Origin of the sequence: Streptomyces sp. NPDC058525 (assembly GCF_042719495.1) — a bacterium.
Classification (GTDB): Bacteria; Actinomycetota; Actinomycetes; order Streptomycetales; family Streptomycetaceae; genus Streptomyces.
In genome coordinates this window covers 25,832-38,440 of sequence record NZ_JBHXNP010000033.1, presented here as the reverse complement: position 1 = coordinate 38,440, position 12,609 = coordinate 25,832, and the positions used below count along the sequence as shown (strand labels likewise).

Sequence of the window (12,609 nt, the reverse complement as noted above, 5' to 3'; positions counted from 1 at the left end):
CCGGGGGTTGCCCGGCCGGGCGGTTGTCGACGGACCGCCCGGCCGGTACCCGTACGCGGGGCCGCACCTGGGCCCGCGCCCGGTGGCCGTCAGAAGTCGAACAGGGTGCCGCTGGTGTTGCGCATGCCGCACGGGTTGGCGAACGTGTACTCGTAGTTCAGCCGGCGGCCCTGCCACACCCCGTCGGCCGTCACCGTCATGGGGTTCCACTCCCTGGTACAGGCGGTGCCGGGCTCGGGCGCCGCGAGGGCGTCCAGGGCGGGCGCGTTCGACCGTAACTCCGCACAGGCGGCGGCCGGGTCCGGGTGCGTGCCGCCCGGCGTCGGTGCGCACACCAGCGTCACCACGCGCAGCACGGTGCCGGTCGCGGTGTCGTCCCCGGCGGTCACCCCGAGGACGAGCGCGGACGGGGCGTAGAGGCTTTCCGTGCCGGAAGGGGCGGCGCCGGCCGACCCGGGCCAGGCCAGCGCGGTGAGCGCGGTGAGCGCCATGGCGGCGGAACCGAGCCCGAGACCCCTGGTGATGGACCGCATTTCGAACACTCCCTTGGGTTGGTGTTTCGGATAGCGGACAGAGTCTTGCCCACCGGGGCCGTGAACGCCCGTTCGCACCGCCATTTTTCGTCACCGATCGTGTACGGATGAGTGCAGTCCGCAGCGGTGCGGCAGGGGCTGACCTGTGCCGGAGCGGTCCGCCGAATCGGCCGAACACCGACCGGACACACGCCCGAAACGTCTTCGAAAAAGGTCCCCGGGAGGTCAGCTCGCCGAGGCGCGCGGGGCGTACATGTCGAGGAGGCGGGTGCGGGTCTGGTGCAGCCGCAGCGCCAGGACCCGCCCGACCCAGTGGCCGATCGCGGACCCGAAGGCGGGATCGGCGTCCATGAGCATCCGCACCCGCGCGCCGTCGAACTCGTACGCGCGCACCGGCGTCATCGCCTCGGCGCTCAGCTGCCACGCGTACGGCGGGAACAGCCACGACCAGCCCACCAGCTCACCGGGACCGAGGTTCTCCACCGGCGCGGGCGTACGGCGGCCGGACACGGGGATCTGCAGGGTCACCGTGCCGGAGCGCACGATCCAGAAGGACTCCGCCCGGGTGCCTTCGTCGAAGATCCGCGCACCCTCGGGAAAATTGACCTCGCGGGCCTGGGACATCAGCAGGCCGCGATGCTCGGTGGACAGCACGGCAGCCATCCGGACGGGGGAAGGTGTGCTCACGACGGCCTCCGATCACGACCCCCCACAGCGCACTGCTACACCCAGTGTCGCCGACGCGCGCCCGATCCAGACCGGATCGGGCGGCGCTTCTTCCGGAGGGGCCGCGGGACGGGCCGCGCACGGCCGCCCCGGCCGCGGGACGCGCCGCGCACGGCCGCCCCCGCCCTGTCCCGCCGTCTTCTGTCGCTTCTCCCGCCGTGTCTCCTGCCGTGTCTCCCGCCGTGTCCTGCCCGGTCCGGGCCCCGCTCCCGTCGGCGGGGCACCGTACGCGCCCTAGTCCTCGGCGTTCGCCTCCAGGCAGGCCACTTCCATGGTGTCCAGCACCGCTTCGTGGCTGCGCCCGCTCAGCTCCGCGACGTTCTCGATCTGCGCCGTCGCCCAGGCCGCCAGCGTCATCGCCAGCACCCGCAGCCCGTCGGTGCCGTACTCGGCCAGGATCTCGTCCGTGACGATCATGGCGTCCTCGGGCACCTGCTCCGGCGGCTCCAGGCCCGCGAGGCCGCGCAGCATCGCGAGGGTGCGGCGCGAGATCTCCGGGGTCAGCCTCGCCAGCCGCATGTCCTCTTCTTCGTCCATCCGCCCCACCCCTCCACGCTCCGGTGCCGTGCCCATCACCTCAGGGCACCGTAGAGGGACGCGGCCCCGCGCGGGGCCGTTTCGTCAGGGAGACTTCCCCCGAGGCGCGACCGGCCGGTAACTTGACCGGCGGCAGCCGTCCGGATCCGGACGGCCGGAGCCCGGCAGGAGTGAGATGAAGAGTCTCTTACGCACGGTTCTCGGCGCCCTCCTCCTGCTGGCCGGCACCCTGCCCGCGCTGCCGGCCACGGCCGCCGCCGCGGCGACGGCCGCGAGCGCCGCGGACGCCACGGAGAGCTGGACCCCGCCGCTGTCCACCCGGGGCCGGTACACCGTGGACGCGCGGGGCGACCGCACACCGTGGTCCGCGACGAGAGGCACGTCCCGCCGGGCGGCGACTGGGCCACCGGCTACACCAAACTCCAGTGCCCCGGTGGCCAGTTCCTGATCGGTTACAGCCTGCGCGGCGAGCGGGTCTCGGCCGCCCTGTGCGCACCGGCCCGCACGGCCCTCCCGGCGGGCGGCCGCACGCTCTGGTTCGACCGCGGCGACAACCGCCCGCCCGGCGGACCAGGCGGCGACTTCGCCACCGGGCACTACAAGGGCCAGTGCCTGACCGGCGAATACGCGGCGGGCATCGCCTTCACCACCCGCGTCGCCACCCGCCCCTCCCCGGCCGCCCTGCTCTGCCGCCCCCTCCCGGCAGCCTGACCCCAGCCGGCCCCACCTGACCCCTCCCACCCCCGCCCGCGCGTACGGGCTCGGCGCGATTCGGCATTCAATACGTCAAGTGGGGTGAACCGTAGGTCGATTCGCCCTAGGGTGCGCCCGTACGCATGGACGCGGGCCGCCGTTCGGCGGTTTCCGGCCATGACACGGCGGCCGGGTACGGCACGGCCGCGCACCACACCGAACTGGGGGGTTCATGCGTAGATCCAGCAGATCCAGCAGATCCGGACGACTGGCGGCCGCTCTCGCCCTGGCCGTGGCCGGGACCGGCGCAGGACTGGGCCTCGGCCTCGTCCCGCAGGCGGCCGCCATCACCCCGCCCGTGGCGTTCACTGCCGACGCCCTGGCGACCTGGCAGCCCAACGGCGTGGTCTGGGCCCTCGCCGAGGCGGGCGGCAAGGTCTTCGCCGGCGGCACCTTCTCCACCGTACGCCCGCCCGCCGGCGGCGCCGGCAGCGAACAGCCGGCCGTGAACTTCGCGGCGCTCGACGCCGCCACCGGCGCCCCGACCTCCTGCACGCTCTCCTTCACCGTCGGCTCGGGCACCGCCACCGTCCGCGCGCTCACCCTCTCGCCCGACAAGCAGACCCTGTACGCGGGCGGCTACTTCGGGGCCGTCAACGGCACCCCGGTCTCCAGCCTCGCCGCCATCGACGTGGCCACCTGCACCGTGAAGACCGGCTTCCGGCCCGCCTTCGCGGCCACCGTACGGGCCCTCGCCGTCACCGGCGACACCGTCTACGCGGGCGGCGACTTCCTCACCGTCGCCGGCCGGCAGCGCGAACGCTTCGCCGCGGTCGACGCGACCGACGGATCCCTGCGCCCCTTCACCGCCAACGCCGACGAACCCGGCCGCGCCGTCGAGGTCACCCCCGACGGCACCGCCGTGCTGCTCGGCGGCGACTTCTTCACCGTCAACGGGACGAACACCCACGCCCTGGCCGTCGTGAACGCCACGACCGGCGCGCTCACCAAGGCCTACCCCGGCTTCATCGAGACCAACTCGGTCGTCAAGGACATCGCCACCGACGCGACCGGGTTCTACACCGCCAACGAGGGCACCGGCGGCGGCGTCTTCGACGGCCGGATCGCACTCGACCTCGCCGGCCTCGGCCAGCGCTGGCGCGACACCTGCCTCGGCGCGACCCAGGCCGTGCTCCCATACCAGAGCGTGCTCTACAGCGCCTCGCACGCCCACGATTGCTCCAGCGTCGGCGAGTTCCCCGACGGCCAGCGCCACCACCTGCTCGCCCAGCCCACCACCGGAACCGGCAAGCTCGGCTGGTCCCCCGACACCAGCGACGGCATCGGCGAGGGCATCGGCCCGCGCGTGATGACGGTCGGCTCCAAGGGTGGTGTCCAGTACCTGTGGGTCGGCGGCGAGTTCACCACCGTCAACGGCGCCGCGCAGCAGAGCCTGACGCGCTTCGCCTCCACCGGGGACACCGGCGCGCCCAGCGTGCCCGTCGCCAGTGCCGTCAGCTTCAAACCCGGCGAGGCCCAGGTGCGCTGGCGCACCGCTCTCGACCTCGACGACAGCGCGCTGACCTACCGGATCCACCGCAACGGCGCGGCCGCCCCGATCGCCACGGTCACCGCCGACTCGCTGTTCTTCCGCCGCCCCCAGGCCTCCTGGACCGACACCACCGTGACCCCGGGCCAGACGTACACCTACCGGGTGTCGGCGACCGACGCGGCCGGGAACACCAGCGCCCTGTCGGGCACCGCGAGCGTCACCGTCCCGACGTCGGTCGACGGCTACCCGAACCAGGTGCGCGCCGACGGCGCCCAGCAGTACTGGCGCTACGACGAGTCCGCCCTGCCCTTCGCCGCCGACTCCTCGGACGGCGGCAACCAGAGCGGCGTGCACCTGAACGCCCCCGCCCTGCGCCAGTCGCCCGGCGCGGTCTCCGGCGCGAGCACCGCCATCGGCTTCAACGGCACGGACACCCAGGTGTACGGGGACAAGCGGCAGACCGTGGGCAGCACCTACACCATCGAGACCTGGTTCCGGACGAACACCACCCGCGGCGGCAAGCTCTTCGGCTTCGGCAACAACCAGGCACGCGGCAGCAGCCAGTACGACAAACACCTCTACATGACCAACGACGGCCGGCTCGTCTTCGGCGTGTACACGGGCGCCACCCGCACCGTCACCACCAGCACCGCCTACAACGACGACCAGTGGCACCACGCCGTCGCCACCCAGGGGCCCGGCGGCATGACGCTCTATGTGGACGGAGTCCAGAAGGGCACGCTGGGCGTCACCACGCACGAGAACTTCTCGGGCTACTGGCACGCCGGCGGCGACAGCCTCGGCGGCTGGCCGGACCGCCCGACGAGTGAGTACTGGGCCGGCCGGCTCGACGAGACGGCCGTCTACCCGAGCGTGCTCAGCGCCGCGCAGGTGCAGAACCACTACGCCCTCGCCACCGCCCCGGCCGACTCGGTGGTGCGGGTGACCGCCTCGGAGGACACCTACGCCAACGCGGGCGCGCCCGACGGCAACTACGGCACCTCGAGCTCGCTCGCCGTACGGGGCACCTCGTTCTACGCGAGCTACCTGCGCTTCAACCTGCCCGCCGCACCCGCCGGCACGGTGCTGAAGTCGGCCGTCCTCAGCGTCAAGACGAGCACCATGAGCGGCGCCGGCACGGCGGACACCGTCTCGGTCGTCCCGGTCACCGGGTCGTGGACCGAGGCCGGCACGACCTACAACAACCGGCCCGCGCTGGGCGGTCCGGCGCTCGGCGGCTTCGCGGGCATCCCGGACGGCTCGGCCGTGCACACCACGGGGCTGGACACCCAGACCGTCGCCGCGGCCCTCGGTAGCGGCTACGCCCTGGCCCTGAGCAGCGCCGGCACGGACGCCCTGTGGCTGTGGTCCTCGGAGGCCCAGGCCAACGAGGGCACCCCGCAGCTGACGCTGACCTTCGGCGCGCCGTGAGCTAGCGCGGCGCGGAGCGGCGGGAGCGGGAGGGGCGCGGACCGTGACGGGTCCGCGCCACTCCTGCCGAAGACGTCGACGTGCCGCTTCACCTGGCGCCGCGGGCCGTGGACTCCCAGCGGATCTCGCCGTCCTGGCGGTGGGGGGTCGGGCGCAGCCCGCAGGCCGTCGCGACGGCCGCGGAGGCGGCGTGGTCGGGATGGACGTGTGCGACCAGCAGACCGACGGGCAGCCGCGTCAGCCAGTCCGCGAGGGCGCGGGCCGCCTCCGTGGCGAACCCCCGGCCCTGCCAGGGGGTGCCGACGGTCCAGGCCAGCTCGGCCCGGTCGAGGGCCGGGGTGATGGTGGCCTGGACGGTGCCGACCAGGCACCCCGGCCCGCGCAGCCGCAGCACCCAGTTGGCCCAGACGACCGAGGGGTCGGGGGAGCCGGCGGCGAGCCGCTCGTAGCGGGCGCGCAGTGCGCCGGGCGGCAGCGGCTCCCCGCCGATGAAGGAGTGCAGGGCGGGATCGGCCAGCACGAGGGCCATCTCGTCGGCGTGCGAGGGGTGCAGGGGGACCAGGTCGAGGCGCGGGGCGGCGATCGCGAGCGGCCGGACCACGGACCGGCGGACTTTGTCCGCCGCGCCCGGGCGGGGTACGCCGTCCACGGCCAGGCAGATCCCGAACACCCGGTCGTGTCCGGTCCAGCCGTTCACACGGCCCCGGTTGTTGCTGATCTGCACGCGACGGCGGGCCGTGTCCACGGCCGACACCAGATGCAGGTACACGGAGCCCGAGACCCTGGCCAGCACGATGTCGCCGACCTCCAGCAGCGCGGGGTCGGCCGGTGCGACCCGTACGAGCCCGCGGCTGTGGATGAGGGGCACCATGGATCCGCCCGTCGGCCGGAACTCCACGGTCTCGCCCCGGCCGATGCGGTCCGCCAGTGCGTCGAGCATGCCCATCCGAAGAGTGTCGGGGGTACGGGGCGGCGCGGGCCACCGGATTTTCGCGGCGGGGGGCGGGGCTCACCGGTGGGGCCACGGCGCGGGGGTCAGCGCGGGGGCTCCACCTCGAGGAAACGGCGCCCTCGGGGGCCCCGGTAGAGGAGGCAGACCCAGCCCAGCCGTTCCAGTACGGCCGCGCACGCCGTCAGCCGCTGCTGCTCCTCCCCGGCCGCGCCCCCTCCCTTGGGCCCGGTCCAGGTCACCTCGACCCTCCCCGGCTCCGGCCCGGCGGCCACGCGGTAGCCCGTCCTCGTCGCCCGGCCCTCCGCGTCCGCCGCCGACGGCGTGATCCCCGCCGCCTCCAGGGCCAGGGCCACCGCACGCGAAGGCTGCCGAAGCTCCCACGGCGCGGGAACCGTCTCGCCCGCGGGGCCGTTGACCAGACGGCGGATCTGCAGCAGCCCCTCGTAGGCCGTCCGCAGCTCCGCCGCCCGCCCGGTCTCCGGCGCGGCCGGGCCGGCACCGGTCGCGGGCTCGAACCTCTGCCCGCCTTCCGCCATCACCCACCACCACCCGCCTGGTCCGTCTGAGTACGTCGTGCCCAACGGCCTGAGTATCCGCCCCGATTCCCCGCCGCGCCGCCGCTGGTCGAATGGGGTCATGATCTCCGAGGCCTCCACCAGCGCGCCGGCCCGCCCGCGCATGCAGCACGTCACCACCGCCGGTTCGGCCCTGGCCGTCGCCCTGGTCCCGCTCGTCGTCGGCGTGCTGCTCGCCAAGGCGATGGCCGCCGACCCGATGACCCCGGTCAACGCCCTCATCGCGGGCGGCGGCCAGCGCGCAGCGCTGCCGCGCGGCGAATGGCGCCGCCGCGGCCACACCACCGTGCACCGCCTGCGCGCGGCCCGCCGCGACACGGTCCGCCGGTGCGCCGCGGCATGCGGCCGCCGCCGCCCCTGATCCACCGGGCCCGTCACCGGGCCTCTCGTCGCGGTCAGCGGCCGTACTGGCGCAGGCACAGGTCCACGATGGAGGGCGGGACGGCGCCCTCGGCCGCCGCGCACACCTCGTCCATGCCCGGCGGCGGGGCCGGCCGCCGCACCGGGTGGGGCAGCGTGGGCTTGGCCGGGCGCGGTCGGCGGGGAGGAGCCGCCGGTTTCGCCGGGCGCGGGACGGGCGGCCGGGCGGCCCGTGCCGGGGGCCGCGCCTGCGAAGGCTCCGGGCCCGGGGTGCCCGCCGCGGCCGACGGCAGCTCACCCAGCGGCAGCGACAGGGGCAACGGCGGGGGAGGCGGGGCGTCGGGCGCACCGGCGTGCGGCCAGTCCCCGCCCGACGGGACCGGAGCCGGATCCTGCGGGCCGACGGAGACACAGCCGGCGCTCGCGAGCAGCGCGAGGAGGGAGAGGGGCAGGGCCCGGCGTAACTGCATCCAACCACCTTGCCGCACGGTCCGGCCGACTGGTGCCCCGTCTCACGCGTCCGGGTGACGGCAGGCCCGGGCGACGACCGGGGCGCGCGGGAAGGGCCGGGGCGGGCGGGATGGCTCGGGCCGTACGAGACGGGACGGGCGCGGGCGGGGTGGCACGGGCCGTACGAGACGGGAGGGTGGGTGTGGGGACGGTCGGGGGTCGTGCGGGAATGACCGGGGGGTTCGGGGAATTGGAACGGCAGTGCGGGTGACGGGGGAGGCGCGACCCCCGGGGCCCGTGCCGCCGAGTCCTGCCCGCCGACCAGCCCGTACGGAGACCCGATCCATGACCTCAGCCGCCGCGCCCGGCACCCCCGCGTCGAATCCAGGGCCGAAGAAGGGCAACGAGCCCGATGCCGCCCCATCCGAGACCGGTTCGTCCCCCGAGGCCTCGGCATCCGACGGCAGGCCCGGCTGGAAGGGCTGGGCGGCCGTCTGCGCCCTCGCCCTCGGGATCTTCTGCCTGATCACCTCCGAGCTGCTGCCCGTCGGCCTGCTCACCCCCGTCGGCGCCGACCTGGGCGTCTCCGACGGGACCGCCGGGCTGATGGTCACCGTGCCCGGGCTGGTCGCCGGGGTCTGCGCGCCGCTGGTCACCGTCGGCGCCGGCCGGCTCGACCGGCGGCTCGTGCTCTGCGTGCTCATCGCCCTGATGGCCGCCGCCAACATCGCAGCCGCCCTCGCCCCGTCCTTCGCCGTCGTGCTCGCGGCCCGCGTGCTCGTGGGCGTCAGCGTCGGCGGATTCTGGGCCGTCGCGGGCGGGCTCGCCGTACGCCTCGTCCCCCGCCGCCACGTCGGCCGGGCCACCGCGCTCGTCTTCGGCGGCGTCCCCACCGCCTCCGTACTCGGCGTCCCCGCCGGAACGCTGCTCGGGGAACTCGGCGGCTGGCGCACCGCCTTCGCGGCCGTCGGCGCCCTCGGCCTCGTCACCCTGGCCGCCCTGCTCCTGCTGCTGCCCCCGCTGCCGCCGACCCGGCACATCACCTTCGCCCAGCTCCCCGCCCTGCTCCGGACGAACCGCGGGGTCCGTGCCGGGATCGTGGTCACCTTCCTCGTGGTGACCGGGCAGTTCGCCGCCTACACCTTCGTACGGCCCATCCTCCAGGACGTCTCCGGCATCGACGCCGAGTACGTGAGCACCCTCCTGCTCGGCTACGGCGTCGCGGGCGTGGCCGGCAACTTCCTGGCCGGGGCCCGCGGAGCGCACCGTACGCTGCTCACGGTCAGCGCCTGCCTCACCGTGGTCCTCGCCCTGATCGCCGTCCTCCCGGGAGCCGCCGCCGGGACCGCGCTGCTGCTCGTCTGGGGGCTCGCGTACGGCGGGGTCTCGGTCAGCCTGCAGCGCTGGATGCTCACCTCGGCTCCGGCCTCGGCCGAGGCCGCAACCTCGCTCATGGTCGCCGTGTTCAACCTGGCGATAGCGGCGGGCGCGTTGCTCGGCGGCCTCGCCGTCGACGGCGTCTCGGCCCCCGCCGCCCCGCTCGCCGGAGCGGCCCTGATGCTGCTGGCCGCGGGCACCGTCTGGGCCACGTCGATCCGTCGGCAAACCGGCAGAACGGATGGAGACGGGCAGACCGGACACCCGGCTTGACCTGGGGCGTCGTGGAAGGCGAGAGTGCGCCGGTCGAGAACCACCGCTCGAGCACCACTTCGGAGAGGCCGCCGATGTCCCAGCCGGGCAGACCCCGTGCCCACGACTCTGACGAGAGCGCGGGCATCCCCGACGACCACCAGCCGCTCGTCCGCCCGTACTTCGCCTCCACGGGCGGGCCGTCCCGGCCGACGCAGTCGCCCGCCTGGATGCAGACCGGGCCGCTGTCGTTCCCGGGCCCGGCACCCTCCCGCGCCGCCGCTCCCGCCCCGGCCCCCGAGCCCGCTCCGGAGCCGGCTTCTGAGCCTGTGCACACGCGTCGCGGCGGCGCGCGGGCCGTGGCGGTCGGCGTCCTGCTCGCGCTGGCCGCGGCCGGCGGGATCCTCCTGCTGCCCGGCGACCCCGATCAAGGGCCGCCGCCCCGCTCCGAGCGGGCGCCCGCGCTGTCCGTGCCCGCGCTCCCGGCGCGCAGTCCGGGCGCGGTCGGAGAGCCCGGGCCCGAAGCCGCCACCCCCGCACCCACCGGCACGCCCTCGGCCAAGCCCGGCGGATCCGCCGCGCCGGGCGCGTCCGCCCAGGCCGCCACGCCCGGCCCGAAGGCCACGACCGCGCCGAGCGCCCCGGCCGCGGGGTCGTCGGGCTCGCCCGCGACGCTGAGCATGGGCGACCGCGGGCCCGAGGTGCGCGCCCTCCAGGAGCTGCTCTTCGGGCAGGGGTTCACGTACGTCTCGATCACGGGCGTGTACGACGGCCAGACCCGGCGCGGGGTCAGCCAGCTCCAGCGCGACCGGGACATCAAGGGCGACCCGCAGGGCGTCTACGGCCCGGCCACCCGGGCGGCCCTCGCCTGACGGCCGGCGGCCGGGAGGCGGGCCCGCCCGACGGTCCGTCTCAGCGGCCGGACCGTCCGTCTCAGCGGCCGGACCGTCCGCCTCAGCGGCCGCCGGAGACCTTCAGGACCGCTCCGGTCGTGTACGAGGCCTCCGGCGACAGCAGCCAGGCGATCGCCCCGGCGATCTCCTCGGGCTGCCCGGGCCGGCCGAGCGGGATCCCGGCCGCGGCGCGGGCCGGGCGGTCCGGATCGCCCATCGCCGCGTGCATGTCGGTCTCGATGACGCCCGGCGCCACGGCGTTGACCCGGATGCCGTCCCGTCCCAGCTCCTTGGAGAGCCCGACGGTCAGCGTGTCGACGGCGGCCTTGGTCGCGGCGTAGTGCACGTACTCGCCCGGGCTGCCGAGGGTGGCGGCCGTCGAGGAGACGTTCACGATCGCCCCGCCGCCGGACTCCGCCATGTCCCGGGCCGCCCGGCGGCAGCACAGCAGGTACCCGAGGAGGTTGACCTCGACGACCCGCCGCAGATCCTCGGTGCGGGCATCGGCGAGCCGGCCCAGGGGACCGGTCACCGCGGCGTTGTTGACCAGCCCCGTCACGCTGCCGAGTTCGGCCCCGGCGATGTCGAAGAGGCGCTCGACACCGCACTCCTCGGAGATGTCCCCGCGCACGGTCACGCAGCGCGCACCGGCGGCCCGCACCCGCTCGGCGACGGCCTCGGCGGCCGCCACGTCGTGGGCGTACCCCAGCACCACGTCGTGCCCGCCGGCGGCCAGCCGCAGGCAGGTCGCGGCGCCGATGCCTCTGCTGCCGCCGGTGACGACGGTGACCGGACGAGATGACATGGCGGGCTCCTGGATGCCGAAGGTGAGTTCGGGGGCGAGGATACGCGAGGCGCCGAAAGGACCCCCTAGCACTCCGAAAAACGCTGGACCAGCGAAAATGGTGGCGCGGACAGTAGGCCCGGGCATGCCGTCCGCACATCCGCACCACGTCCGAGGGGGACATTCCATGTCGACTCTGAGAGTCACCGCCGAAGAGCTGGCCGTCCACGAGCACCCGAACGCCGACGCGTTGGAGCTGGCCCAGGTGGGCCTCTACCGCGCCGTCGTCGCCAAGGGCGCCTACCGCACCGGCGACTTCGCCCTGTACATACCCGAGCAGGCCGTCCTGCCCGCCGGGTTGATCGAGGAGCTGGGCCTGACGGGACGGCTCGCCGGCAGCTCCGCCGACCGCGTCAAGGCGGTCCGGCTGCGCGGGGAGCTCTCGCAGGGGCTGGTCTGCAGGCCGCGCGCGCTCGCCGACGTCGACCTGGTGCAGGCGGCCAAGGAGGGCACGGACTTCGCGGAGCTGCTGGGGATCACCAAGTGGTCGCCGCCCGTTCCGACCACGATGAGCGGCGACGTGGAGTCGGCTCCGGACCTGATGCCGTGGGTGGACATCGAGAACCTCCAGCGCTACCCGCACATCTTCGAGCCGGGCGAGCCCGTCGTCCTCACCGAGAAACTGCACGGCACCGCGAGCCTGTTCACGTACGTGGCCGAGGGCGAGCGGGTGCTGGTCTCCTCGAAGGGCTTCGGCGCGAAGGGACTCGCGCTGAAGGAGGACGGGCGCAACGTGTACTGGCGGGCCGTACGGGGCCACGGCGTACCGGCGGTCGCGGCCGCCCTGGCCGCGCGGCTCGGCGCGTCGCGGGTCGGGATCTTCGGGGAGGTGTACGGGGCGGGCGTCCAGGACCTGGCGTACGGGACGGACGTGCGCACCGCCGACACGCCGCCGGGGTACGCGGTCTTCGACGTGTCCGCGGAGATCGACGGGCAGGTGCGGTGGCTGGATCCGGAGGAGGTGCTGGCGGACGGTGAACTGCCGTTGGTGCCACGGCTGTACGAGGGCCCCTACGAGCTCGACAAGGTGCTGGAGGTGGCCAGTGGCCGGGAGACCGTGTCGGGGCGGGGTCTGCACCTGCGCGAGGGGGTCGTCATCCGCCCGGCGACGGAACGCTACAGCCCGGTCGTGGGCGGCCGCGCGATCGCCAAGGCGGTCAGCCCGGCGTACCTGACCCGCAAGGGCGGCACGGAATACGAGTGACGGGGCCGTTGCCGTAGCCGGGGTCGGGCCGGGGCCGTTGCCGTAGCCGGGGTCGGGCCGGGGCCGGGGCCGGGCCGGGGGTGCACCGGTGCGGCACCGTTGCCGGGGCTCCGCCCCGGACCCCGCGCCTCAAACGCCGGCGGGGCTGGATGTGGCTGATGTCGGCCGTCCGGCGGGGGTTGGATTGCCCGCGGGGCAATTCCAGCCCCCCGGTGCGGGGTCTGGGGCGG

The 12,609-nt window shown here is 75.1% G+C and carries 12 protein-coding genes and 1 pseudogene; 6 read left to right on the top strand and 7 right to left on the bottom strand.

What is annotated here, in order from left to right; all coding sequences use genetic code 11:
- Window positions 1-89 precede the first annotated feature (89 nt).
- The 3 genes from ACFWP3_RS17735 to ACFWP3_RS17725 form a co-directional block, all read right to left on the bottom strand.
- Complete coding sequence (locus ACFWP3_RS17735; protein WP_384221667.1) at window positions 90-533, bottom strand: SSI family serine proteinase inhibitor; 444 nt, start codon at window positions 531-533, stop codon at window positions 90-92.
- 225 nt (window positions 534-758) lie between these two features.
- Window positions 759-1,220: a Crp/Fnr family transcriptional regulator gene (locus ACFWP3_RS17730; protein ID WP_384221666.1), complete on the bottom strand. Its 462-nt coding sequence runs from the start codon at window positions 1,218-1,220 to the stop codon at window positions 759-761.
- A 273-nt stretch (window positions 1,221-1,493) separates the two neighbouring features.
- Window positions 1,494-1,796: a hypothetical protein gene (locus ACFWP3_RS17725; protein ID WP_384221664.1), complete on the bottom strand. Its 303-nt coding sequence runs from the start codon at window positions 1,794-1,796 to the stop codon at window positions 1,494-1,496.
- Window positions 1,797-2,150: 354 nt separating this feature from the next.
- On the opposite strand from ACFWP3_RS17725, the pseudogene ACFWP3_RS17720 reads away from it, so the two are divergent.
- Together ACFWP3_RS17720 and ACFWP3_RS17715 are read left to right on the top strand one after the other, a co-directional pair.
- Window positions 2,151-2,507 (top strand): annotated as a pseudogene (locus tag ACFWP3_RS17720) (glycoside hydrolase); the annotation flags it as partial.
- Window positions 2,508-2,721: 214 nt separating this feature from the next.
- Window positions 2,722-5,472 (top strand): DNRLRE domain-containing protein, encoded by a 2,751-nt coding sequence (locus ACFWP3_RS17715; protein WP_384221662.1) that lies wholly within the window; start codon window positions 2,722-2,724, stop codon window positions 5,470-5,472.
- Window positions 5,473-5,560: 88 nt separating this feature from the next.
- Here the strand turns inward: ACFWP3_RS17715 and ACFWP3_RS17710 are convergent, their stop codons facing one another.
- Both ACFWP3_RS17710 and ACFWP3_RS17705 read right to left on the bottom strand, forming a co-directional pair.
- Complete coding sequence (locus ACFWP3_RS17710; RefSeq protein WP_384221745.1) at window positions 5,561-6,073, bottom strand: GNAT family N-acetyltransferase; 513 nt, start codon at window positions 6,071-6,073, stop codon at window positions 5,561-5,563.
- A gap of 434 nt (window positions 6,074-6,507) precedes the next feature.
- Window positions 6,508-6,960, bottom strand: a complete 453-nt coding sequence (locus ACFWP3_RS17705) for a hypothetical protein (protein WP_384221660.1) — start codon at window positions 6,958-6,960, stop codon at window positions 6,508-6,510.
- A 100-nt stretch (window positions 6,961-7,060) separates the two neighbouring features.
- On the opposite strand from ACFWP3_RS17705, the gene ACFWP3_RS17700 reads away from it, so the two are divergent.
- Window positions 7,061-7,360 (top strand): hypothetical protein, encoded by a 300-nt coding sequence (locus ACFWP3_RS17700; RefSeq protein ID WP_384221658.1) that lies wholly within the window; start codon window positions 7,061-7,063, stop codon window positions 7,358-7,360.
- Window positions 7,361-7,394: 34 nt separating this feature from the next.
- Here the strand turns inward: ACFWP3_RS17700 and ACFWP3_RS17695 are convergent, their stop codons facing one another.
- Window positions 7,395-7,829, bottom strand: coding sequence for a hypothetical protein (locus tag ACFWP3_RS17695; RefSeq protein ID WP_384221656.1), 435 nt, complete (start codon window positions 7,827-7,829; stop codon window positions 7,395-7,397).
- Window positions 7,830-8,154: 325 nt separating this feature from the next.
- Here ACFWP3_RS17695 and ACFWP3_RS17690 point away from each other — a divergent pair, with 325 nt between their 5' ends.
- Both ACFWP3_RS17690 and ACFWP3_RS17685 read left to right on the top strand, forming a co-directional pair.
- On the top strand, window positions 8,155-9,459 hold the full coding sequence (locus ACFWP3_RS17690; RefSeq protein WP_384221654.1) for an MFS transporter: 1,305 nt from the start codon (window positions 8,155-8,157) through the stop codon (window positions 9,457-9,459).
- A 74-nt stretch (window positions 9,460-9,533) separates the two neighbouring features.
- Complete coding sequence (locus tag ACFWP3_RS17685) at window positions 9,534-10,310, top strand: peptidoglycan-binding protein (RefSeq protein WP_384221653.1); 777 nt, start codon at window positions 9,534-9,536, stop codon at window positions 10,308-10,310.
- Between the two features lie 82 nt (window positions 10,311-10,392).
- On the opposite strand, the gene ACFWP3_RS17680 is transcribed toward ACFWP3_RS17685, so the two are convergent.
- On the bottom strand, window positions 10,393-11,136 hold the full coding sequence (locus ACFWP3_RS17680) for an SDR family NAD(P)-dependent oxidoreductase (protein WP_384221651.1): 744 nt from the start codon (window positions 11,134-11,136) through the stop codon (window positions 10,393-10,395).
- A 166-nt stretch (window positions 11,137-11,302) separates the two neighbouring features.
- Between ACFWP3_RS17680 and ACFWP3_RS17675 the strand changes: the two genes are divergently transcribed.
- Window positions 11,303-12,379, top strand: coding sequence for an RNA ligase (ATP) (locus ACFWP3_RS17675; protein ID WP_384221648.1), 1,077 nt, complete (start codon window positions 11,303-11,305; stop codon window positions 12,377-12,379).
- The last annotated feature ends 230 nt before the right edge of the window (window positions 12,380-12,609 follow it).